The sequence below is a fragment of the Nocardia elegans NBRC 108235 genome (assembly GCF_001612845.1).
Taxonomy (GTDB): Bacteria; Actinomycetota; Actinomycetes; order Mycobacteriales; family Mycobacteriaceae; genus Nocardia; species Nocardia nova.
The window spans coordinates 37315-60236 of the sequence record NZ_BDBF01000019.1 but is presented as its reverse complement, the minus strand read 5'-3'; the positions used below and the strand labels follow the sequence as shown (position 1 = coordinate 60236).

Sequence of the window (22922 nt, the reverse complement as noted above, 5' to 3'; positions counted from 1 at the left end):
ATCGGCGCCGTGTCAGCGCGGCATCACTGCCGGACTCTGTCGATAACATTATTGCGATATATCGGAGTAAACTGCACGACGTGACGCGGCCCGGGGAGCGGTCGGCCCCGGCGCAGCGCCCGATATTCATTCGACCGGTCACATACGATTGCGACGGCATGTTTCCTGATCACAGCGGCTCCGGGTCGACATCGCGCTCCGCCCGTGCGGATGCCGGGACGACGCACACCCGACCGGACAGCAGCGGCCGGGACGAAAGGCTGCCCGAGACGGGCGTTCGCGTGGCGCTTCTGGGGGAGGTCGCGCTGCGCCGTGACACGGATCTCGTCGCGGTGCCCGGCGCCCGGGCGCGATTGCTGATCGCCGCACTCGCCGTGCATCCCGGCCGCAGCCGCAGCGCCCAGGCGCTGATCGGCGAGGTCTGGGGCGAACAGCCGCCGCGCGCACCGATGAACGCCCTGCATACGCAGGTATCGAGATTGCGATCCGTCTTGCCCGAGGGGGCACTGGAAATCGGTCCGGCGGGGTATCGGCTGCTGCTGACCGAGGAGCAGGTCGACCTGAGCCTGGCCCGCGGCCTGGAACGGGAGGCGCAGCTGCGGTTCGAGCGCGGCGATACCGCCGGATGCCTCGGCCTGGTGCAGCGGGCACGCGCGCTGTGGCGGGGCGAACCCGGCGCTGATCTGCCGCCCGGTCCCGTCGCCGACGAGCTGCACGAATTCGCGGCCGCGCGCTGGTCGGCGCTGGACACCGTGGAACTGGCGGCACGGGAGGCCGCCGGCGATCTCGGCGGTGCGTTGCGGGTGGCGCGGCGGGCGGCCGCGGCCGAACCGCTCGACGAGCCCGCGCATGCCACCCTGATGCGCTTGCTGGCCGGCGACGGACGCGCGAACGAGGCCCTGGAGGTCTTCGCCGGGCTGCGGACGCGACTAGGTGAGGAATTGGGTGCGGACCCCGGTCCGGCGCTCGTGGCGTTGAACACCGCGATTCTGCGCGGCGACCATCCGGCGGTGCAGCCGCAATCGGGGCAGGCCACCTCCGCGACACAGCGGGTGTCCACCGCCCAGCACGCGCTGTCACCGGAACCGTACGGGCACCCGGAAACCGCTGCCGCGCCTCCGAATACGGCGCTCGGCCTGCGCGCGGCCCCCAATCCGCTGCTTGGCCGCGACGGCGATCTGGTGGCACTGGAGAAGCTCGTCCAGGAGTTCCGGGTGACCACCGTGCTCGGCCCGGGCGGCACCGGCAAGACTCGCGTCGCCAACGAGTTGGGCGCGCGGATCGCGGGCAAGCAGGCGGTGGCGCTGGTCGAATTGGCCTCGCTGCGTGCCGCTTCCGACGGCGACCCCGGTGAGCGCCGCGCCGCGACGTGCGCGGAGATCGAGGCGGCCATCGGTGCGGTCCTCGGTGTCAACGAATACTCCCGCGAAGCGAATGTGTTGCGCCGCAACCAGACCATCGACGGCCGGCGCCGGTTGCGGGAGGCGCTGTCGCTGCGTCCCGTCCTGTTGATCCTGGACAACTGTGAACATCTCATCGACGCGGCCGCCGAGGTGGTCGCCGACCTGGTCGGCAGTTGTGGACATCTGACGGTGGTGACCACCAGCCGGGCGCCGCTGGCGATCACCGCCGAGACGGTATATCCGTTGCCGCCCTTGGCGATCGACGCGCAGGGCTCCCCGGCCACCGAGCTGTTCGTCAGCCGGGCGCGGGCGGTGCGACCCTCGGCGAGGCTGGATCCGGCGGTCGTCGCCCGCTTGTGCCGCACCCTGGACGGGCTGCCGCTGGCCATCGAACTGGCCGCGGCGCGGGTGCGGACCATGAGCGTGGAGGAGATCGAGAGCCGGCTCGAACACCGCTTCGCCCTGCTGCGTTCCGGTGACCGCAGCTCACCCGAACGCCACCGCACCCTGCACGCGGTGATCGAGTGGAGCTGGAATCTGCTCGAGCCCGAACAGCGGTTGGCGCTGCGGCGACTGTGCCGCTTTCCCGCCGGATTCTCCTTGGAGGCAGCCGAATCCGTGGTCGCGGGCCCGGATTCGATCGACGCGGTGGCCGCTGTGGACGGGCTGGTGAGCCAGTCGCTACTTACCGTGCTGGCCGACGACGAGATGGTAGCCACTCGCTACCGCATGCTCGAGACGGTGCGGGAATTCGGTGAGGAACAGCTGCTCGCGACCGGCGAGGCCGATCTGGTGATGGATCGGATGTGCTGCTGGGCACGGCAATTCGCGCGCGATACGGCACTGAACTACGACGGGCCGGATCAGGTCCGCACGGTGCTGTCGCTGGCCGCCGAACTCGACAACCTGCTGGCGGTGCTGCGCCATGCCGTGGAAAACGCCGATTCCCGCACGGTGTTCTCGGTTTTCGCGCCCGTCGCCATGCTCTGGGTGATGCGTGGCGCGCATATGGAGCTGATGAGCTGGGCGCCCCGGATCGTGCCGGTGCCGCCGCCCGAGGGGCCGCGCACTCGGATCGAGGCCGATCTGGAATTGCAGAGCTACGTATTCCTGGCGATGCATCTGGCCTTCGGCGAGCCCGGAGTGCGGCCCCTCGCGGTGATCCGCTCCCGGGCCCGCCGCGTGCTCGCCACCGCCGATCTCACGCCCGGCGTCCGGTATCTCGGTGACATGCTCTGCGCGCGAATCGATGTCGCCTACGGCGTGCGGTTGATGGCGGCGGGCACCCGCTCCGGCGACGACCTCGTCCGTGCGCTCGCCTTCCTGCTGCGCGCCAATATGCGCGAAAACGCCAGCTATACCGCCGGGTCGATCCGCGATGCGCGCCAGGCTCTCGCATTGCTCGAGGGACGCGATGTTTGGGGCACCGCGATGTGCTCCCAGCATCTCGGGCAGATGGCCTCGCAGGCGGCGCGGTACGAGGAGGCCGTGGGCTACTACCGTCGCGCGGTGGAGCTGATGCAGGAGTTGCGCTGCTTCGAGGAGAGTGTGGAACTGCGCAGCTTCCTCGCGGTCTCCATGGTCGGCGCCGGACAGCTGGCCGATGCGCGGCGGGAACTCGAACACGCGCTGGGCGTCATCGACGACGGCGTCGGATTGGACGAACCGGTGACGCAGCCGAACCACCGCAAGGGTGCGGTTGTCGCCGGGATGGCGGAACTCGAACTGGCGGAAGGTGATATCGAGCGCGGTCTGCGCACGTTCCGGCGCAGCCTGCAACTGTTCAATTGGCCGTATGCCGGGGCGGGTCCGGGGCCGGGGGACATCATCGTCGCCAGCGCCGTGCTCGACGCCCACATTCTCCACGACGCCGTGCACGAGGTGCCGGAGTTGCCCGGTCAGGTGGCCAGGGTGGCACGGGAGCGGCTCACCCAGTTCATCGACCTTCCGCAGATCGGCGGCGCCGCCGGTGCGCTCGGTTCCTATCTGGTCCGGACCGGAACCGATCCGCAAACCGGCACGACGCTGTTGGCGCTGGCGATGAAAGTTGTCGGCCGCCAGGATTATTCGTCGATGCGCTGGAATCGGCATCTGGATCTGGCGCGGGCCACCGTCGGTACGGAGATGATCGATGCCGGACAGGATGCGGTCTCGAGTCTCAACCGCCGTTCGGCCGCACAGCGCATCCTCGCGATGCTGCCGGAACTGGAAACTCTGCTCGGCGCCTGAGGCGGGGGTCGTGCGTTCTCCGCGGGAGGTGGCGACAGCTGCCCACAGCACTGTCCGCCGGTCACCTTCGCGACCGGCGGACAGTGTGGCGGTGGATTCGATCACGCCCGGCGCATGTAGGCCCGGATGGCCAGCGGGGCGAAGATCGCGATCACGACCGCCGAGCCGATCAGGCACCACGCCAGGTTGCTGCTGTAGACGTTGCCGTTCATCAGCTCGCGGCACGAATTCACCATGTAGTACACGGGATTGGCCTTGTTGATGCCCTGCATCCAGCCGGGCATGGTGCTGACCAGAGCGAACGCACCGGACATGAAGGTCAGCGGGAACATGATCATCATCGAGATGCCCTGGACCGAGGCGGCGCTCTTACCGGTGACACCGACCAGCGCCCAGATCCAGCTGACCGCGAACGAGCAGAACACCACGACCAGACCGGCGACGACCACGCCGACGACGCCGCCCTCGGGCCGGTAGCCCAGGATCAGGCCGACCACGATGGTGAGGACGGTGGCGATGCCGTAGCGCACCATATCGGCGATCAGCGCGCCCGCCAGTGCCGAAACACGGGCGATGGGAAGGGATTTGAAGCGGTCGAAGACGCCCTTGTCCATATCCTCGCGCAGCTGGGTGCCGGTGACGACCGAGGTGAGTACGACCGTCTGGACCAGGATGCCCGGAATCAGCACCGGTAGGTAGGCCTGCACGCTGCCGCCGATGGCGCCGCCGAAGATGTAGGCGAACAGGGCGGTGAACAGGATCGGCTGCACGGTGACGTCGAACAGCTGTTCCGGATTGTGCTTGATCTTGAGGATGCCGCGATACGCCATGGTGAGCGAGTTCTCGACGGTCTGGCGCAGTGAAATGCGGTTGCTGGCAACGGGAATCGCGGCGCGCGCGGCGTGCCGGCCGGTTGCGGGGGCGGGAAGTGTGGTGGTCACGATATGTCCTTCGGGGAAGTGGGGAACGTGGCGGGGGCCGGTCTCATGCCGCGGTGCCCTCGGAATCGGTATCGGCGTCGTCGGATTCGGCGGCGTGGCCGGTGAGGGCGAAGAACACCTCGTCCAGGCTGGGCTTGCTGACGGTGATCTCGTCGACGCGGATATCGTTGTCGCGCAATCGGATCAACAGATCCGCGGTCACGCTCGGATCGCTGAGCGGGGCGGTGACGCGACCGGCCTCGGGCGAGATGCTCGCCTCGACGAGCTTGCCGTCGGCGCGGGAGAGGAATTCGCCGATCAGGGTGCGGGCGCGTTCGATGGCGTCGCGGTCGGCGACGGTGATCTGCAGCGCGGACTGCCCGACCGAACCCTTGAGTTCGTCGGAGGTGCCGTCGGCGATCACCCTGCCGTGGTCGATCACCGCGATGCGGTCGGCGAGCTGGTCGGCCTCGTCCAGATACTGCGTGGTGAGCAGCACCGTGGCGCCCTCGCGCACGAGCCGGCGGATGGTCTCCCACATCTGCGCGCGGGTGCGCGGATCCAGGCCGGTGGTCGGCTCGTCGAGGAACAGCAGCGGCGGCGTCGCGATCAGGCTGGCGGCCAGATCCAGGCGCCGGCGCATACCGCCGGAGAAGTTCTCCAAAGCCTTGGTCGCCGCCTCGGTGAGCCCGAATTCCTCGAGCAGGTCGGCCGCGCGGCGCTTGGCCTGCGACCGGCTCAGCCCGAGCAGCCGGGAGAAGATGATCAGGTTCTCGGTGGCGCTGAGCTTTTCGTCGACCGAGGCGTACTGGCCGGTGACACCGATCAGCGAACGGACCGCGGTGGGTTCGGCCACGACGTCGTGGCCGAAGACCCTGGCCCGGCCGCCGTCGGGGCGCAGCAGGGTGGCGAGCATGCGGATGGTGGTGGTCTTGCCGGCCCCGTTCGGACCGAGCACGCCGTAGACGGCGCCCTGCGGCACCGCCAGGCTCACGCCGTCGACGGCCCGCTGCTCCCCGAAGACCTTGACCAGCCCGTCCGCCTCGATGGCGAGTGCATCAGCAGGTGCGTAAGAAGTCATGCCACAACTGTGCGGGGGCCGACTTGCACCCGTCTTGCACCGCTGTTGCACGGTCGCGCAAGGGCGATCGCGGGCCACTTGCATATCCGCACCGCCCACGCAAGTGGCGGCATCATCGCAGGTGGAAGCGTTGATCAGAGCTGCGACGCGGTGATCGGTGTCACCGCGGCACGGTCAGTGGGTCGCCTGCTCCAGCAGGTGTTCGCGCAGCTTCACCCGATTCGGTTTGCCGGGGCCGCGCATCGGGATCTCGTCGAGGATCGCCAGTTCCCGCGGGGCGGCGATCGGGTCGAGCTCAGCGACCACATGGGCACGCAATTCGTCCAGCGTGGGGGTCGTGCCCGGATTGGGCACCACCGCCACCGCCACCCGCTGCCCCAGCCGCGGATCGGGCAGACCCAGCACCACAACCTCGTTGATCGCCGGGTGGGTGGCGAGGACGGCCTCGACGACCTGCGGGATCACCAGCAGGCCACCGGTCATGATGGCCTCGTCCAGGCGCCCGGTGATGGTCAGCACGCCGTTGTCGAAGGTGCCGGCGTCCTCGGTGCGGAACCAACCGGGTTCGGCGAACGCCGGGTGGTCGGGGATGCCGCGATAGCCCTTGGCCAGCATGGTCCCGCCGAGCAGTACCCGTCCGTCCTCGATGCGCACTTTCGCACCCGCCAGTGGCACGCCCTCGTAGACGCAGCCACCGCAGGTCTCGCTCATCCCGTAGGTGCGGACCACGTTGATGCCGGCCGCGCGGGCCCGGTCGAGTACCGGCTGCGGTGTGGCCGCGCCGCCGACCAGTACCGCGTCCAACGCCGCGAGCGCCTGCGCGCCGACCGGATCGTCGAGTGCCTTGATGAGCTGCGTCGGCACCAGTGAGGTGTAGCGCCGGGGTGCCGTCATACCGGACACCGCCGTCGCCAGCCCGCCCGGCAGGAAACCACCCGAGACGTCCAGCACCACCGGTTCGGTGCCCGCCTGGATGCTGCGCAACAGCACCTGCACCCCGGCGATGTGATGGGTGGGCAGCGCCAGCAGCCACTGGCCCGGACCGCCGAGCCGCTCGTGGGTGGCATCGCCGCTGGCGCGCAGGGCGGCCGCGGTGAGCATCGCGCCCTTGGGGACGCCGGTGGTGCCGGAGGTGGTGACCACGAGGGCCACGTCGTCGTCGATCTCCTCACCCGGGCGCAGTGCGCTGGAGAGTCGATGGGATTCCCGGCGATCGCCGGTGGGGATCGGCAGCCACGCCGGACCGTTGCCCTCCAAGGCTTCCCGCAGATGCGGCAAGATGTCACCCACCGCGGCTCCGGTGGGCATGGGGAGGGTCCGCAGGGTGGTGCTCACGTTCGCGATCGTGTCATGTCGAGGTCGATGACCCGTGAACGGGTCCGCACTTCCTTCGCTGAATAAGGGGAGAAGGTCAGTCCGACGTCGGTGTCGCCAGCGGCCAACCACCCGCTGCCAGGTGCGATGCCACTCGAGCGATATCGTCCTCGCCCGGCAGCTCCTTGGCAACTCGGGCGATCGCCGCCTCGATCTCCTCCTGGGCGATCTCGTCGTCGCCGGCGCGTTCGCGCACCAGCTCCTCGACCACCAGATGCACCTCGTAGTCGGTGAGCCGGCGATGCAGGACGGCCAGCAGCGCGACATAGTCCGATTGGGGCACACCCTGCGGATATCCGGCGCGCAGCCAGCCCAGCACTTTCTGCAGAACCGACGGCGCGGCGTCGTTCGATTCGGGTTGCTGTGGCGATGCGGATTCGGTGGTCACGTATGTCCTTTCGACGATCGGGGCGGCGCCGCGCGGCAGCTCAGCCCTGACCGAACAGATGGATGCCGAGTCGGGCGGCCAGAAAACCTCTGGCAACGAACAACACTCCGGCGATGACGGTCAGCAATACCACCGAATAACACAACCCCGCGCAGGCCGCAGCCGCACGCCGGCGGGTGGAATCCGGTTGTGGCGCATCTCCCGCGATCGAATGCAGCCGCACCCCGAGCGCGAAGATCGCCGGCAATCCGGCCCCGAAGATCAAGGCGGCGGCGGTGACTCGCCACAGCTCGGTCAGATCGTCGATCAAGGTCTGCATCAGAAGTTCCTTGCGGCGCGATGGGCGGCGCGTGAGTCGCCGGAGGGGGAGGTCGTGTCACCGGAGTCGGCGGCGCCCGAATCGGTGGGCCCCGAATCGGCGGTACCCACGGTCTGCTCGGGGGCGGCGGACCGGGATTCGACGGCCGGTCCGGTGCCGTCGGCCCCCGGCAGGCTCGTCCACTGCTCGTTCACGTTCGCGGCGTGCACCGGGGTCCGGCGCGAGCGCAGGTAGATCAGGCCGGCCGTCGCGATCAGGAGGGCGAAGACGACCAGCACGCCGGGCAGTCCGCCGATCAGATGCGCCAGCGCCCAGCAGATCGCACCCGCCAGCCCGGCCAGCGGCAGGGTGAACACCCAGGCCACCACCATGCGCCCGAGCACCGACCAGCGCACCTCGGCGCCCGGACGGCCCATGCCGGTACCCAGGATGGCGCCCGTCACCGTCTGCGTGGTCGACAGCGGCAACCCGAAATGCGCCGAGGTGAGAATGATCGCGGCACTGGTGGATTCGGCCGCCAGGCCCTGCGGCGGGGTGATGTCGACCAGACCCTTGCCGAGGGTTCGGATGATGCGCCAGCCGCCCAGCGAGGTGCCGGCGGCGATGGCCACCGCACACGCCACGATCACCCAGAGCGGCAGCGGTTCGCTGGGTTGTGCGGACCCGTAGGCGATCAGCGCCAGGAAGATGATGCCCATCGTCTTCTGCGCGTCGTTGGTGCCGTGGGCCAGCGACACCAACGAGGCCGAGCCGATCTGGCCCCATCGGAAACTGCGGTTCACGATCCGCTGATCACTGCTGCGGGTGATCCGGTACACCAGCCAGGTGCCGATCGAGGCGACCAGCGCCGCGACCACGGGCGCCAGCACCGCGGGCACGATGATCTTGGTGAGCACGCCCTTCTGCCCGGCCGACCAGATCACCCCGCTCCAGCCGAGCGCGGCGATGGTGGCACCGATCAAGCCGCCGAACAGGGCGTGTGAGGAGCTGGACGGCAGGCCGAAGAGCCAGGTGAGCAGATTCCACAGGATCCCGCCGACGAGGCCCGCGAAGACGATGGCGAGCAGGTCCGCACCGCCCACCTCGTCCAGTCGGACGATGCCCTCGGCGACGGTGGCGGCCACCTCGACACTGAGGAAGGCGCCGATCAGATTCAGCCCGCCGGACAGCAGCACCGCGGCGCGCGGGCGCAGGGCGCCGGTGGCGATCGAGGTCGCCATGGCGTTGGCGGTGTCGTGGAAGCCGTTGGTGAAGTCGAAAGCGAGAGCCGTGACGACGACGATGAGCAGAACGAACAGTTCGGCGGTCACGCCTCCAGTGTGCGTTATCGATCCGTTAACGCGATGGCCAGGTTCCCGACATGTCCGACCGACCGGGATGGTAAGGCGGGGTCATTCCGGTGGCCTGCGGGTGTCGCGGCGCATCGGATGGTCGGCGGGCACCTCGACCAGAACGATCGGAACACCGTCCGGGTCGCGCAGCCACATCTCGATCAGGCCCCAGGGTTCGCGCACCGGCGGCCGGTCGATGGGGATGCCGCGGGTCGCGAGTTCCGTGGCCGCGATGCTCGCGTCGCGCACCTGTAACCACACCGCGCCCGCGAAGCCGGCGGGGGCCGTCTCGTCGCGTCCGTGCGCGGCCACCTCGATCAGCGACTGCCCGGCGAAGAACACCGTGCCGCCCGGATACTCCCGCGCGATCGCCAATTCCAGCCCGTCTCGGTAGAACGCCAGCGTGCGTTCGTAATCGCTCGGCCGCAGGATGATTCGACTGCTGAGGATGTCCACGAATCGAGCCTAGAGGGACCGCCTCGGGCCGAGTGGTGGCTTCGTGAGGTCCGACGCGAACCGGCCGGACTCCGTGACCGAATGACGGCCACGGAGTCGACGGGAGGCCGCTCGGAAGTGGGCCGCTCAGAAGTAGTACGGGTAGGGACTCCAGTCCGGCTCGCGCTTCTCCAGGAATGCGTCGCGGCCCTCGATCGCCTCGTCGGTCATGTAGGCCAGGCGCGTCGCCTCACCGGCGAACAGCTGCTGGCCCACCAGACCGTCGTCGGTCAGGTTGAACGCGTATTTGAGCATGCGCTGAGCCTGCGGCGATTTCGCGAGGATGTCGGCGGTCCACTCCAGGGCCTCGTCCTCGAGCCGGTCGTGGTCGACGACCGCGTTCACCGCACCCATGTGATGCATCTGCTCGGCGGTGTAGGGGCGGCCCAGGAAGAAGATCTCCCGGGCGAATTTCTGCCCGACCATCTTCGCCAGGTAGGCACTGCCGTAGCCGCCGTCGAAGCTGCCCACATCGGCGTCGGTCTGCTTGAACCGCGCGTGCTCCCGGCTGGCCAGGGTCAGGTCGCAGACCACGTGCAGGCTGTGCCCGCCACCGGCCGCCCAGCCGTTGACCAGCGCGATGACCACCTTCGGCATGAACCGGATCAGCCGCTGGACCTCGAGGATGTGCAGGCGTCCGGCGCGGGCCTTGTCGACGGTGTCGGCGGTCTCACCCTCGGCGTACTGGTATCCGCTGCGCCCGCGGATGCGCTGATCGCCGCCGGAGCAGAACGCCCATCCGCCGTCCTTGGGACTGGGCCCGTTCCCGGTGAGCAGGACCGCACCGACATCCGGCGTCGTCCGCGCGTGGTCGAGCGCGCGGTACAGCTCGTCGACGGTGTGCGGCCGGAAGGCATTGCGCACCTCCGGACGATCGAAGGCGACGCGCACGGTGCCCTGCTCGATGTGCCGGTGGTAGGTGATATCGGTCAGGTCCTCGAAACCCGCGACGGGCTCCCAGAGTTTCGGATTGAACGTCACCCGAGCCATCATGCACCCCACCCGTCACCGGCTGTTCGCCCCCGCCGGGGTCGGCCGTCGGCAATGTGATGTTCGTCCGATTCGTTCCGGAACCGGAGAGCTACCGACGGGTCGGGTTGGACGGTGTAAGAACTGGCGTTACCGTGCAGGTATGAGTGAGCGCGCGGAACCGGCGATCGACACCAGTGCGGTCGATGCCGATCGGTACGAGAAGCACGGCGGATTTCCCAAGGTGGAGGAGGCCGAACTCGGCGCGAACTACGCGCCGTTCCTGGAGGCGATGCGCACCCTCCAGGACCTCACCGTCTCGGTCGACTGTCCCGACGAGGTATTCGGGCAGGCCCTCGCTCAGGCCGACGCGCTGATCGAACTGCTCGCGCCCTATCGCGCACCGGAATTGCAGGGCCCGTCGGGACGCGTGCCGGCGCTACCGGGGCGCGGCAGCCTGCTGCTGCCGCCGTGGGTGATGACCGAGGCCGGTCCCACCGGTGTCCGGATGCGCGGCGAATTCCGCCGCTATCACCTCGGCGGCAACAACGCCGTGCACGGCGGCGTGCTGCCGCTGCTGTTCGACGATCTGTTCGGCTCGCTCGTGCACTATGCGGGCCGGCCGATCAGCCGCACCGCATTTCTGCACGTCAACTACCGCAAGGTGACCCCGTTGGAGACGCCGCTGACGGTCGAGGGGACCGTCGATCGGGTGGAGGGACGCAAGACTTTCGTCTCCGCGCGACTGCGCGACGAATCCGAAACGTTGCTCGCCGATTGTGAAGGGCTCATGGTGCAGTTGCTGCCCTGGCAGCCGTAGTCGGCGAGAGGACGGTGTGTCCGGTGCGTCCGATGCGTATAGTTACCCGCGCTCGCTCATCGAAAAACTATCCGGAGGAACCTGAAAGTGGTTGCAGCACTGTCTGAATCCCTGCTCGATGACGCCAAACGCCCGGCCTTCCTGGCCGACGCCCAGGAGGTTCTGGATGCGGAGGTGTCGGATAAGGGGGGTGCATCGGGCCTGGCCGTGAAGGGCGGCTACGCCGCGGTGAAGAAGGTCAGCCCGACCATCGTCTCGGACGCGCTGGAGTCGTTCGCACCCAAGTTCGTCGAGCGGCTGGAACCGTACTGGGCTCAGTACCAGGCGGCGGGTAGCGGCTCGTTTGCCGATCTGCTGGTCGCCAACTCCGACGAGGTTGCCGAGTCGCTGCTCGCGGTGACCGACGCTCGTGCCGAAGCGTCGTCGCGTCCGGCGCTGAAGAAGGCGTACTCGTCGCTGCGTTCGTCGGCGAAAAAGCATGTGGTCGAGGCGCTCCCGCGCGTCGGCGACCTGGTCCAGCGGCACGCCGGCTGAGTTGCGGTTCTGCGACCTCGTCGTTCGGCATCCGGATGGAGTGTGATCCCCGGATGCCGAACGGCGGGGGCCCGCGGCCGGCTCGATCAGCCCGGCGCCGACCTCCCGAACGGCTCGGCCATGTAGATTAGGTTAGCGAAACCTAACTAGATGGACGGGGTGTGAGCGGGTCGACGTCCCCTCCGGCCCAAAGGTCTGACAGTCTGAGAGTGTGAATCCATCGACAGCACAGGCCCAGGTCGTGGTGGACGAGCTGGTGCGCGGGGGTGTGCGCGATGTCGTGCTGTGCCCGGGCTCGCGCAACGCGCCGCTGGCCTTCGCGCTGCAGGCGGCCGATGCGGCGGGGCGGCTGCGACTGCATATGCGCATCGACGAGCGGACCGCCGGATTCCTCGCGGTCGGCATGGCGGTGTCCACCGGGGCGCCAGTGCCGGTGGTGATGACCTCGGGAACCGCGGTGGCCAACCTCGGGCCCGCGGTGCTGGAGGCGAACTACGCCCGGCAGCCGCTGATCGTGCTCAGCGCCAACCGTCCCTACGAGATGCTGGGCAGCGGCGCCAATCAGACCGTCGAGCAGTTCGGCCTGTTCGGTAGCCAGGTGCGTGCCGCGATCAGCCTGGGCTTGGCCGAGGAGGAACCGGATTACCGCAGCCAGAACAGCGTCTGGCGGGCGGCGGTCTGCCGCGTCCTGGCCGCCGCGCGCGGCACCCGGTCCGGCAACGCCGGACCTGTGCACTTCGACATCCCGCTGCGGGAACCGCTGGTCCCCGATGCCGTTGCGGGCGAGCCGATTCCGGCCGGACGCATCGGTGACGCGCCGTGGACCGAGACCCAGTACGCGACCCTGGACGTCCCGCTGGAGATCGATCTGACGCCCGATACCGTCGTCATCTCCGGTCACGGCGCGGGCTATCGCGCCGAGCTGGCGCAACTGCCCACGGTCGCCGAGCCCACCGCCGCGATGCCCGGTCCGGCCCTGCATCCGCTGGCGCTGCCGTTGCTGAAGCCGCGGCAGGCGATCATCACCGGTCGGCCCACGTTGCATAGGCAAGTGTCGAAGGTGCTGGCCGATCCGGATGTCACCGTCTTCGCCCTGACCACCGGCCCGCGCTGGCCCGATGTCTCCGGCAACGTCGTCGGCACCGGCACCCGCGCGGTCACCTCCGGGGCGCCGCGTCCGGAATGGCTCGAGCAGTGCCGCGAACTCGATGCGATGGCCTGCCGCGCGATCCGGACCGAACTGGTCCGCCATCCCAAGCCGACCGGCCTGCATGTGGCCTCGGTGGTGATGGACGCCCTGCGCGAGGGGGACCAGCTACTGCTCGGCGCCTCGAATCCGGTGCGGGACGCGGCGCTGGTGTCGCATCCCCATCCCGGGGTGAAGGTGCTGTCCAACCGCGGTGTGGCCGGTATCGACGGCACGGTGTCCACCGCGGTCGGCGCGGCGTTGAGTCATCCCGGCCGGACCTTCGCGCTGATCGGCGACCTGACCTTCCTGCACGATGCCTCCGGCCTGCTGATCGGCCCGGGGGAGCCGCGTCCGGCGGATCTCACCATCGTGGTCGCCAACGACGACGGCGGCGGCATCTTCGAACTGCTCGAACAGGGTGATCCGCAGTACGCCGGCGTCTTCGAGCGCATTTTCGGCACTCCGCACGGGATGGATCTGGCAGCGCTGTGCGCCGCCTACCGGATTCCGCATCGGCAGGTCGATCCGGCCGAGTTGGCGGTGGAACTGACCGGGCACGCCCACGGCATTCGCGTGCTGGAGGTCGCGACCGAGCGATCCAGCCTGCGCGAGTTGCATGCCGCGGTGCGTGCCGGCATCGAATAGGTCAGTATTCGGCCTCGGGCTCGTCGTATTCGTCGTCGAGCGGCACTGGAATCGACTGCTCGATGAGGTCGGCCTCGGCGGCTTCGCGTTCGGCCGTGGCCACGGGCATATCGACTTCGGATTCCTCCGGAGCGACCTCGAGGCTCTGCTCCAGCTGATCTGCCTCCGGAACCATGTCCACGGAGGTGGTGTCGATGGTGGGATCGGTCATCGGTTGCTCCCTTCCGCTGGGGGCCGACATGTCGGATACGGCGATCCGGCACTGTCGAGGATGCCCTCACCCGCTCCGGCTGGCAACCCGCTCGCATGCGACCACCGATGAATTCCGGCGGCTCGCCCCGTCCCTTCTGTGGGTGCCTGTGCCGGTACAGGCCGTATTCGGAGGAGGACCATATGGCGACACCCCACTTCGATCTGGAGAGCGCCACCGATGCGATGGTCGAGATCGTCAGCGGCATCGGCGCGGACGATCTGACCGCGGCGACCCCGAGCCCGGGCGTCACCGTGCGAGATCTGCTGTTCCACACCATCGGCTTCAGCGAGGCGTTCCGGCAGGGCGCCACCAAGGAGGGCATCGGTCGTTCCGCGCCGCCGGAGCAGGCGCCGGACGCCGATCTGCCCGACGGTTGGGGCGAGTTGATCACCACGCAGTTGAAAGCCCTGGCCGAGGCGTGGCGCGACCCGGCTGCCTGGGAGGGCGATACCGAGGTCGGCGGCGTCACCGCCCCCGCGCCCGCGATGGCCGGATTCGCCCTGAACGAGGTCGTGATGCACAGCTGGGACCTGGCCCGCGCCACCGGCCGCCGCTTCGAGCCCGCCGACAAGGATGTGGCGGTGCTGCTCGAGCAGTTTCGCGATACGCCGCGCGAAGGCGTTCCGGGTCTGTTCGGCCCGGTGATCGAGGTCCCGGCCGACGCGTCGGACTGGGAGCGCCTGCTCGGCCTGACCGGCCGCGACCCGCACCGGCAGGCCTGAGCTCACCGGGTGAACAGGCCTGCGGTGGCCGCTGCCGCCGCGGCGTCGGCGGCGGTCACCGCCACCGCGTCGTCGATCGTGTCGCCGGAGATCAGGAAGCGGTAGTACAGCGGGGCGGAGACGGCGGAAATCACTGCGCGTGTATCGGTTCCGGGGGTGAGTTCGCCCCGTTCGATCGCGGCCGCGACGCACGGCTCCCATTCGGTGATCCGCGCGTCGTAGAACCGGTGCAGGGCCGCGGTGGTTTCGGGATCGCAAACGGCCGCCGCCACAAGTGCTTTGAACAGTGGGCCCTGGCGTGGATCGGTCAGGGTGCGCGCGACGAGGCGAGCATTCGCGGTGAGGTCGCCGCGCAGCGATCCGGTGTCGGCGTGCGGCAGTGAGGTTTCCGCCATGTCGGTGAGCAGGTCCGCCACCAGCCCGGCCGGGGTGCGCCAGCGGCGGTAGACGGTGGTCTTGCCGACCTCCGCGCGGGCCGCCACCTCGGCGAGGTCGAGTTCGGCGAAGCCGTGTTCGGCCAGCAGATCCCCGGCCGCGCGCAGGACGGACTCACGAACGCGGGCCGTGCGACCGCCCGGGCGCACCGAACCGGGGGTGGCGGCGTCCGAACTCATAACGGTCCTCCAGTTTCATTAGCGTCCGATCGAGTGTAACGTCTTCGGTGTTAATGAAACTTCAGTTCCGTTAGGGGTTGATCATGGACTATCGTCGACTGGGTGCCTCGGGTCTGCTCGTTCCGGCTCTCAGCTTCGGAGCGGGCACATTCGGTGGCCGCGGTGAACTGTTCGGCGCGTGGGGCGATACCGACGCCCAGCAGGCGCGCCGGATGGTCGATGTGGCGCTGGAGGCCGGCGTCACGATGTTCGACACCGCGGACGTGTACTCCGACGGCGCCTCGGAAGAGATTCTGGGCCAGGCGATTCGAGGCCGCCGGGATCGAGTTCTGCTGTCCACCAAGGCGAGCCTGCCCACCGGGCCCGGAGCCGCCGAGGCGGGATCGGGACGTTCCCGGCTCATCACGGCCGTCGATACCGCGCTGCGCCGGCTCGGCACCGACTACATCGATCTGTTCCAGCTGCACGCCTTCGACGCCGCGACGCCGGTCGAGGAGGTGCTGGACACCCTCGCGGATCTGGTGCGCGCCGGGAAGATCCGCTATCTGGGCGCCTCGAATTTCGCCGGCTGGCAGCTCATGAAATCGCTGGCGGCAGCCGACCGGGGCGGCCATCCGCGATACGTCGCCCATCAGGTCTACTACTCGCTCGTCGGCCGCGACTACGAGTGGGAGCTGATGCCGCTCGGCCGTGACCAAGGCGTCGGCGCGATGGTGTGGAGCCCGCTGGGCTGGGGCCGGCTGACCGGCAAAATCCGGCGCGGACAACCACTTCCGGCGGGCAGCCGGCTGCACCGCACCGCGGAGGCCGGACCCCCGGTGAACGACGAACTGCTCTACGACGTCGTGGACGTCCTCGACGAACTCGCGGCCGAAACCGGGAAATCCGTCCCGCAGATCGCGCTGAACTGGCTGCTCTCCCGCCCGACCGTCGCGACGGTCATCGTCGGCGCCCGCAACGAGGAACAGCTGCGCCAGAACCTCGGCGCGATCGGCTGGCAGCTCGACGCCGAGCAACTGGCCCGTCTGGACAAGGTCAGCGCCGTGACACCGCCGTATCCGTACTACCCCTACTACCGCCTACCGGATTTCGCCCGGCTCAACCCGCCGGCGGTGTAGGTCCTCGACGATCGGCGGAATTCTTCCCGCCGGTGGGAACACCCATACTGAATTCCGGCGCACTGCGACGATCAGCGCGACGCACACAGCGAGGTTCCCATCGGCGATTTCACCACCGACTTCGGCGGCTTGCGGCACGCCGCGCCCCGCGCGGTTCATCGAATGCCCGCCGCGTTTCCCGCTGCCCTGCTCGGCTCGGGGCGCCCACTGACGCTGCGAGGTTCAGGACACTCGTGCGACGGGCAAACCGTCTCCGAGGCCGAACTCCTGGTCACCTACGAGCCCGACACCGCAGCGCGGCAACTTCGCGATCTCGGGGACGGATTGTTCGAGGTCCCGGCCGGAATGAGCTGGTACGGGCTGGAGCGGCACCTCAATGGCCGGGGGAGGGCGATCCCGGTCCTGCCCAACTACTTACACATGTCGGTGGGCGGCACGCTGTCGGTGGGCGGGGTCGGGGTCGACTCGGTGCGTCACGGCATGCAGATCGATCATGTCGAGCGGATTCAGCTGATCGATGGAATGGGCATCAGTCGCTGGTGCTCGCGAACCGATAATCCGGAGCTGTTCCGGTTCGCCCTCGGCGGACTGGGCACCGTGGGATTGATCGAGCGGGTGGTCCTGCGCACGGTCGGGTATCGCAGTCGTACCCACCTGCATCGCGTCGAGCACGCCTCCCTGGCGGAACTTGCTGATCACGCCGAGCGAGTCGCGCAGCGCGATGACGTCGACGTCTACTGGGCAGAGATGCGGCGAGGCAGGATTTCCGCCACGGTGGGATGGCATAGCGAGCGCACCGATTGCGCGTCCGGCAACTGTGAGATCACATCTGATCTCACCTTTGCCGGCCATCCGGTGAGCGCCAAAACGCCGCCGGCCGACCGGGTCCGACTGTGGGCCGACTATGTCGTGCCTGCCGGCCAGTTCAGTTCGATGCTCGCGGCCGTCGAGGGCATCGGCCACCGATCGCTGCTCGACGACCCGCTGACGATGGTGTACGTCCTGATCATCCGGCGTCCGATCGATGCGCCCGCGTTCGCGTTCGGTCCCGTCGGCGCCGCGCCCGTATCGATCGGCGTGGGCCTGTACGCATCGGTGGAACGGACGCCTGCCGCCATCGACGCGACGCGTTCGGCGCTGCGGGAGTGCTTCCAGCATTGTTGCGAATCAGGCGGGCGGCCTTACCTTTACGGCGTCACCGAGCTCGACGCGGCGACGGCGGAGCGGCTCTACGGGGACGATGTGGATCGGTTGGGCCACTTGCGTTCGTCTCACCGGCTGCACCACGTCAACTCTCACGTTCCGCTTGCCCGGGTGGCTGCGGAGCGTCATGACGCAGTCGCCAATTCACGAAGCGCGGAGCGAAGGTAACAGATCGGCATTCGCCGAAAGCCTCTTCACCGGCCGGGATTGTCGGCATCCCAGGTCGGGGTCCCGTACACATTGAGCTTATCGATGCCGTCAGCGGCCGAAAAACCGAGACCGAAAGCCGTGTAACGCCAATTCGCTCCCTGCGATTTCGCGACGTGGGAAAGCGCATCGACGGCACAAGTGCTGCCGTGGTGCCGGGACGCCAATTCATACACGAGCGGGGCGAGATCGTCATCTCGCCCGGCGGTGACGGAAAGAGTGAGCGACTCGGTTCCACTGCTGTCCCGCGAACAGCAGACGAAAAAGTCATGGTTGTGCAGACCGGCCGGATCGACGCCGCACCGGACCAGTTCGGACAACACCTCCCAGGCCGGCTCGCCGAAGTACCGGACCAGCTTCATCGGCACGGCGGTGTCTTGGGAGCGGGACGACAGGTAGAACTTGTGGCTGATACCTCCGCCCTCATCAACTTCGATCGCAGCGATGCCGTAACGGAAATGCTCGTCGTTCGCGGGGACCGACACCAGTTCGCGGAAGCCCGGCAACACGCTGTAGAGCCTTTCCAACGTCTTGGGCACCATCGGGGGCGTGCCGTACACCTTGAGCCGATTGAGCTGACTGGGCGCCGCGGAATGGTGGACGATACCCGTCCAGGTGGCGGAACGTTGCCGCCGCGAGACGTGCGCTGGATCCGGGTACAACATCGTCACGAAGGAGCACAGCACGTCCGCGGCTTTCCGCCCGCCGTTCGGTAGCCAGTCCACAAGATCTCGGATCGCGGCCAGTTGGACGTCGATCCGGGTGGTGAACACCGCCTCGTCCGTCCCGGCTTCCGTGAGGTATCGAATCGCGGGCGTGTACCGCCCCCGACCACCCGCCACGCTTACTTCGAACGGGGTTCCGGCGATAGTCAGCCCGCTTGCCCGACGGCCGTCCGGCATCCGCGTCGCCAGCCGTCCTCCGCACGCCCGCGCGAAGACGGCGCGGATGGTCGCCGGGTCACATCCGAGGTTCAGGCGCTCAGCCACGTCGACGAGATAATTCCCGGCGGCCGCAGCAGTCGCCTCGGTCACGTTTCGGTAGTCGACGTGGCGCCACTCGGCGGCGCTGCGGGTGCCGAGAACGCCACGGCCTGCGCACTCGAATTCCCTTGCGCCTGTTGCCCGTTGTTCGATCCGGCGCCGTCGGGATGGAAGAACGTGAAGTCCTGATTCGGGTCCTTGACGTTCAGCGGTCTCAACTGACCGTCGACGATCATGTACGCATTGTCCGGGCCCTCCCGGACGATAACCGCGCTGCCGCCGTTCCAGCGCACAATGTCACCGGTGTGCGCCGCAGAGGGATCGATTTGCGTCTCTTGACCGCGCAATGTCCCGTACGCGGCATCGGCATTGCTGCCGTTCGGGTTGTTCAACTCTTTGTTCACGACATCCGCGACCGTCGACGGGACCACCTGGTTGCTTCCGTCCGGCAGCTTCATATCGACATTCGAGTGCGTCGGCACAGGGCCGGCGGCCGGTGTCGCGGAAATTGGAGACACATGACCCGGACCAGCCGTCTGCTGGGTCGTACCAGGGATATTGAGCATGGGGTTGGAGCTCGCCACCGCGGGGGCCGCCTGTCGCGCGGCACCGCTGTCGCCTGAACCGGACCGACCGCCCATCTGCGTGAAGGGGTTGCTCTGATCGGCCGATGCCGGATTCATCATCGGATTCATCATCGGGTTCGTCATGGGGTTCAGCATCGGGTTGGTCATCGGATTCGTCATGGGGTTGGTCATCGGATTCGATGCCTGAGTGAACGGATTCGACGACTGTGCTGCTGGAGTGGCACCACTGGCTGCGTCGCTATTGGTGATATCGGCGATAGCCTGCTGAATAGCCGATGCGGCGTCAGTCTTACCGCTGGTGTCGGTCGATTGCTGGTCGCCACCGGTGAGGTCGGTCTGGGTGGGATCGGTCGACGTCAGATCGTTGCCCGCGGTCGGATCGCCTGCCGCCCCGATATCCTGCGGGAACAGGTCCTTGAAGTCTTGCGGGGTGGCATCGGCCGCTGCGGGGGTCGGCGTCGGTGTAGGCGTCGGCGTCGGAGTGGGGGTGGGGGTCGGCGTGGGAGTGGGAGTCGGCTTCGGCTTGGGCTTACCGCCGTCGCCGTCGTCGCCGTCTACATCCTTGGCCTTCTTCTGGAAGTAATCCACCGCTTCCTGGTAGTGCTTGTCCCACTCCGCCCCGGCATCGTCGATTGCCTTGACGTAGTATTTCTGTTCCGCTTCGGGAGACAGATAGAATTCTCCGGCTTTTTCGTAGACTTGGCCGGTCTTGTCGTCTTTGACGTCCACAGTGGCTTTGACGAACTTGATGGCCTCTTGTTTCGACGGCCCCCCGGGACCATACATAACGGTGACTGTGTCCCCGTCTCGCGTCGTTGCGCCCTGGGTGAGATCGACCGCGAGGGCGCTCTTCAGCGTCTGATAAACGGTGTCGAGGTTTTTATAGACGTCCAAGTTCTTCACCTTCGCGTCGAATGTGCTCGCTTTGACGTCGCCTTCTTTGGTTTCGAAGACCTGCTGCCGCTTGTCCAGTTCGGTCTTCAGATCGATGTGGTCATTTCTGACGTGTCCCCAACCGTCGGCACCCACGAGCTCGGTGTCGAGGACATTGGCTGTGCCGGGCGAGTCCTGCGGTTTTCGACTGCCGAGGGTGTCGAAACCCCATTGCATGGTCGATCGCATGTCGGAAACCAGTTGGATCAGCTGGGCGGAGGCACCGTTCGGGGGGTGTAGTTCAACCGGGATGAAGTGATCGCCTTCAAGCGGTGCGCCCCATTTTTGTGATCCGAATGTCGGCTTGTCGGCATCCTTTTCGCGTTGCTTTTTCCCATCGACGACGGTATCCGTCTTACCGTTCCCAAGCGCAATATATAGGTCCTTGTACTTGGTCTGAAGGCTGTCATTCGTATCCTCGTGGAGGTCATCCTTCAGCCACTGGGGCATTTTGTCCCAGACTTTTGTGAAATCAGATGAGCTCAGCTGGTCGAGAATCTTCAGAGAGTCTTCAGCTTCGCTATCGGTGAAGTGCGGATCGAAAACCCAGCCACGCTCGTCATGCTTTTTGATCTTGTTGTAAGCGTCATCTACAGTATCGCCCACCAGAGTTACCTCCGCTCATTCGCGACCGGCCGGCCCGTCGACACTTCCCATGCTGCAGAGGGGACCGGAGCCCCCTCGGTGGTCGCACGCAACGGATCCGCAAGTACAGAACCGGCGAGACGGCGGGTGTCAGCCTCGATACGAGGTAGTGCCCTGCCGCCGGGCGCCGAGACATCCGCATCGATCCCGACGGCCGACGACAACCGCGGATGATCGACTATCTGACCATGGGCATACAACACATCCCGCAACATCTGACTGTTCGCCTCATTGCAGCCGATCAACAGGAGGATTTCGTCGGCACGACGTTGAAAGACCGTTCGTCGTAGGGCTTCTGCTCCGGGCAGATCGAGTCGGCCGCGACCGAGTGTGATCGTAGATGTGTCGACCGACACCGAACGCAGCGGATACGCGGCTTTGTCGTACTCGGCGCGCAGCTGATCCCACCAACCCTCCGGGATCGAGCTGTTCGACTGCAATGCTGCGATGATCTGCCGCCGCATCGCATGTTGCCCATCACCGAAGACACCGACTCGGCCGCCACTGCGGGCGAGCAATTCGTCGGCTGCTCGCGCCAACTGAAGACAAACCGTCCATATGTCCTGTTGCGCAACGGCTTCGGCTTGATGTCGGGCGCGATCGGAACCGGCTGATCCGAGCCGATCGACGAGCCCTTTTCCTGGCCTGGAGAAATCCACCTCGGACTCCGCGGCCGTTACGTTTTCTTCGAACGCCACCTCTGCCCCCAACGCGATACGGAGTTCGTCCGAGATCCGTCCGGATGCTGCCAATGCGGTGATCACAGATCGACGCCGACGACCTGCTCGCACACCGAATTCGGCCAAGATCCGGGCAGGATCAGCGATACCTTCGTAGGTCGAAATCGCTTCCATTCCCGCTGTACCGAGAACCGAATCCCACCGCCATGGAACGACTATCTCCGAGGGGATGAACAACCCTGGCGGCAACCATCCTCGTCCCTCGCTGGAGGTCAGCAGGATCATCGGTCCGTCGGGCCTTCGCAGTATTCCCACCGCCCAGCCGAGGCCATGCTGTGACGGCCCAACGGCCGCGAGAACCCCGGCGAGTACGGTGCGCGCGAGCGACAAGTCGTCGTCGACTGTCGCGCCGACCACCAGTGGAGGGCGTCCCCGCGCCACGCCGACATTGCCGAGCGCGGCCGTCAGCGGGCCGATCCGTAATGCCGTGGGCGCCGCAGCGGAAATGCCGGTTCCCAACGTAAGTGTCGTCGCCGAGCCCGCTGTGGGGGACTCCGGCACCCCGACGCTCGGCGGGGTACCTTCCACACCGGGCGCGCTTTCCGTCGATGCGCCGGACGCCGCAGGAAGAGCGGCGGCCGGGTCGCCGGTGAGGGCTTCGGAATCAGCCCGAGACAGCGGTGTCGCCTCGGATGTCGCTACCGTCGCCGACCCGGAGCCGGGAGGGAACGCAAAGGTAGTGTGCGGCGCCCCAGGGGCTACCGCGGAGGACGCTCCTGGATGTGACGAACCGACTCCGCTGGGCGCGGCCGAAGCGTGATGAGCGACCGGCGCACGATGGGCTCCCGGACCGGGGGCTGTTTCGTGTGTGGTCGGCATGTCCGAACGGGTGTGACCTCGCGCCCTCGATTCCCCGGGACCGACAGGCCCGACAGGGCCCGTACCACCCGCCGCCGGATCCTCCCCGGCATGCGTTATCTGCCTGCCCCCCGCCCCATCGCCATTCTCCAGTGCCGCTGCGGCCGCGAGCAATTGGTCGCGAGTGTTTTCATGAGCCTTCGCGTGGCGCTCGGCATTGTCGTGGCGGCGCTGGTAGTAGTCGTGGAGCGCCCCGTGTAGCTGGTCGGCTATGCTTCCGTAGCCCGAAGGAAACTCCTCGAGCCATTCTTTCGGAATCTTCCCCCATCTACGGAGTTCGTCGGCACGCTGCTGGTGTTGGGCCGCCATTTTGCGGAGTTGGTCCGGCTCGATATCCAGATAGTCGGGCATCCTCCGCCATT

The 22922-nt window shown here is 67.5% G+C and carries 20 protein-coding genes; 7 read left to right on the top strand and 13 right to left on the bottom strand.

Annotated elements, in window-relative coordinates:
- Positions 1-281: 281 nt before the first annotated feature.
- Positions 282-3632, top strand: a complete 3351-nt coding sequence (locus tag NE2_RS15770; RefSeq protein WP_063026845.1) for an AfsR/SARP family transcriptional regulator — start codon at positions 282-284, stop codon at positions 3630-3632.
- A gap of 101 nt (positions 3633-3733) precedes the next feature.
- Here the strand turns inward: NE2_RS15770 and NE2_RS15765 are convergent, their stop codons facing one another.
- The 8 genes from NE2_RS15765 to NE2_RS15730 all read right to left on the bottom strand — a co-directional run bounded on the left by NE2_RS15765 (position 3734) and on the right by NE2_RS15730 (position 10530).
- Complete coding sequence (locus tag NE2_RS15765; RefSeq protein ID WP_063015402.1) at positions 3734-4573, bottom strand: ABC transporter permease; 840 nt, start codon at positions 4571-4573, stop codon at positions 3734-3736.
- Positions 4574-4616: 43 nt separating this feature from the next.
- On the bottom strand, positions 4617-5633 hold the full coding sequence (locus tag NE2_RS15760) for an ATP-binding cassette domain-containing protein (protein ID WP_063026843.1): 1017 nt from the start codon (positions 5631-5633) through the stop codon (positions 4617-4619).
- A 174-nt stretch (positions 5634-5807) separates the two neighbouring features.
- Positions 5808-6941: an o-succinylbenzoate--CoA ligase gene (gene menE, locus NE2_RS15755; protein ID WP_063026858.1), complete on the bottom strand. Its 1134-nt coding sequence runs from the start codon at positions 6939-6941 to the stop codon at positions 5808-5810.
- Between the two features lie 103 nt (positions 6942-7044).
- A complete protein-coding gene (locus NE2_RS15750) occupies positions 7045-7395 on the bottom strand; it encodes a DUF3349 domain-containing protein (protein WP_084494077.1) in 351 nt (116 codons plus the stop codon).
- Positions 7396-7435: 40 nt separating this feature from the next.
- The gene (locus NE2_RS15745; protein WP_063015400.1) at positions 7436-7714 is read right to left on the bottom strand and encodes a hypothetical protein; all 279 of its coding nucleotides are present in this window, start codon (positions 7712-7714) and stop codon (positions 7436-7438) included.
- Positions 7714-9024, bottom strand: a complete 1311-nt coding sequence (locus tag NE2_RS15740; RefSeq protein ID WP_063026841.1) for an inorganic phosphate transporter — start codon at positions 9022-9024, stop codon at positions 7714-7716. Before NE2_RS15740 ends, NE2_RS15745 begins: the two co-directional genes overlap by 1 nt.
- 81 nt (positions 9025-9105) lie before the next feature.
- Positions 9106-9501 carry a VOC family protein gene (locus NE2_RS15735; RefSeq protein WP_063015398.1) on the bottom strand — a complete coding sequence of 132 codons (396 nt, stop codon included), beginning with the start codon at positions 9499-9501 and terminating at the stop codon, positions 9106-9108.
- Between the two features lie 126 nt (positions 9502-9627).
- Entirely contained in the window at positions 9628-10530 is a 903-nt protein-coding gene (locus NE2_RS15730) for a 1,4-dihydroxy-2-naphthoyl-CoA synthase (RefSeq protein ID WP_174553946.1), read from the bottom strand.
- A gap of 142 nt (positions 10531-10672) precedes the next feature.
- On the opposite strand from NE2_RS15730, the gene NE2_RS15725 reads away from it, so the two are divergent.
- From NE2_RS15725 to menD, 3 genes are all read left to right on the top strand, one after another.
- Positions 10673-11329: a PaaI family thioesterase gene (locus NE2_RS15725; protein ID WP_063026839.1), complete on the top strand. Its 657-nt coding sequence runs from the start codon at positions 10673-10675 to the stop codon at positions 11327-11329.
- An 87-nt stretch (positions 11330-11416) separates the two neighbouring features.
- Positions 11417-11863, top strand: a complete 447-nt coding sequence (locus NE2_RS15720; RefSeq protein WP_030516248.1) for a DUF6918 family protein — start codon at positions 11417-11419, stop codon at positions 11861-11863.
- Between the two features lie 211 nt (positions 11864-12074).
- A complete protein-coding gene (gene menD, locus NE2_RS15715; protein ID WP_063026837.1) occupies positions 12075-13697 on the top strand; it encodes a 2-succinyl-5-enolpyruvyl-6-hydroxy-3-cyclohexene-1-carboxylic-acid synthase in 1623 nt (540 codons plus the stop codon).
- Position 13698: 1 nt separating this feature from the next.
- Here the strand turns inward: menD and NE2_RS15710 are convergent, their stop codons facing one another.
- Positions 13699-13908 carry an Rv3202a family protein gene (locus tag NE2_RS15710; protein ID WP_063026835.1) on the bottom strand — a complete coding sequence of 70 codons (210 nt, stop codon included), beginning with the start codon at positions 13906-13908 and terminating at the stop codon, positions 13699-13701.
- Between the two features lie 182 nt (positions 13909-14090).
- Here NE2_RS15710 and NE2_RS15705 point away from each other — a divergent pair, with 182 nt between their 5' ends.
- Positions 14091-14672, top strand: coding sequence for a TIGR03086 family metal-binding protein (locus tag NE2_RS15705; protein WP_063026833.1), 582 nt, complete (start codon positions 14091-14093; stop codon positions 14670-14672).
- Positions 14673-14674: 2 nt separating this feature from the next.
- On the opposite strand, the gene NE2_RS15700 is transcribed toward NE2_RS15705, so the two are convergent.
- On the bottom strand, positions 14675-15286 hold the full coding sequence (locus NE2_RS15700; RefSeq protein ID WP_063026831.1) for a TetR/AcrR family transcriptional regulator: 612 nt from the start codon (positions 15284-15286) through the stop codon (positions 14675-14677).
- Positions 15287-15369: 83 nt separating this feature from the next.
- Between NE2_RS15700 and NE2_RS15695 the strand changes: the two genes are divergently transcribed.
- Complete coding sequence (locus NE2_RS15695; protein ID WP_063026829.1) at positions 15370-16404, top strand: aldo/keto reductase; 1035 nt, start codon at positions 15370-15372, stop codon at positions 16402-16404.
- Between the two features lie 162 nt (positions 16405-16566).
- A complete protein-coding gene (locus NE2_RS15690) occupies positions 16567-17775 on the top strand; it encodes an FAD-binding protein (protein WP_195023534.1) in 1209 nt (402 codons plus the stop codon).
- 26 nt (positions 17776-17801) lie between these two features.
- Here NE2_RS15690 and NE2_RS15685 read toward each other — a convergent pair whose 3' ends face one another.
- From NE2_RS15685 to NE2_RS37800, 3 genes are read right to left on the bottom strand one after another with little or no spacing between them, the layout of a single operon-like run.
- On the bottom strand, positions 17802-18848 hold the full coding sequence (locus NE2_RS15685; protein WP_063026825.1) for a hypothetical protein: 1047 nt from the start codon (positions 18846-18848) through the stop codon (positions 17802-17804).
- Positions 18845-20923, bottom strand: a complete 2079-nt coding sequence (locus NE2_RS36585; protein WP_063026823.1) for a hypothetical protein — start codon at positions 20921-20923, stop codon at positions 18845-18847. Before NE2_RS36585 ends, NE2_RS15685 begins: the two co-directional genes overlap by 4 nt.
- Before the next feature lie 5 nt (positions 20924-20928).
- Positions 20929-22911, bottom strand: coding sequence for a type VII secretion target (locus tag NE2_RS37800; protein WP_084494076.1), 1983 nt, complete (start codon positions 22909-22911; stop codon positions 20929-20931).
- Between the last annotated feature and the right edge of the window lie 11 nt (positions 22912-22922).

Bases quoted from the DNA above. Each gene is read 5' to 3' on its own strand.
- NE2_RS15760 (WP_063026843.1), bottom strand. From the start codon at position 5,633: ATGACTTCTTACGCACCTGCTGATGCACTCGCCATCGAGGCGGACGGG.
- menE (WP_063026858.1), bottom strand. From the start codon at position 6,941: ATGCCCACCGGAGCCGCGGTGGGTGACATCTTGCCGCATCTGCGGGAA.
- NE2_RS15745 (WP_063015400.1), bottom strand. From the start codon at position 7,714: ATGCAGACCTTGATCGACGATCTGACCGAGCTGTGGCGAGTCACCGCC.
- NE2_RS15730 (WP_174553946.1), bottom strand. From the start codon at position 10,530: ATGGCTCGGGTGACGTTCAATCCGAAACTCTGGGAGCCCGTCGCGGGT.
- NE2_RS15725 (WP_063026839.1), top strand. From the start codon at position 10,673: ATGAGTGAGCGCGCGGAACCGGCGATCGACACCAGTGCGGTCGATGCC.
- NE2_RS15710 (WP_063026835.1), bottom strand. From the start codon at position 13,908: ATGACCGATCCCACCATCGACACCACCTCCGTGGACATGGTTCCGGAG.
- NE2_RS15705 (WP_063026833.1), top strand. From the start codon at position 14,091: ATGGCGACACCCCACTTCGATCTGGAGAGCGCCACCGATGCGATGGTC.
- NE2_RS15700 (WP_063026831.1), bottom strand. From the start codon at position 15,286: ATGAGTTCGGACGCCGCCACCCCCGGTTCGGTGCGCCCGGGCGGTCGC.
- NE2_RS15695 (WP_063026829.1), top strand. From the start codon at position 15,370: ATGGACTATCGTCGACTGGGTGCCTCGGGTCTGCTCGTTCCGGCTCTC.
- NE2_RS15690 (WP_195023534.1), top strand. From the start codon at position 16,567: ATGCCCGCCGCGTTTCCCGCTGCCCTGCTCGGCTCGGGGCGCCCACTG.
- NE2_RS37800 (WP_084494076.1), bottom strand. From the start codon at position 22,911: ATGCCCGACTATCTGGATATCGAGCCGGACCAACTCCGCAAAATGGCG.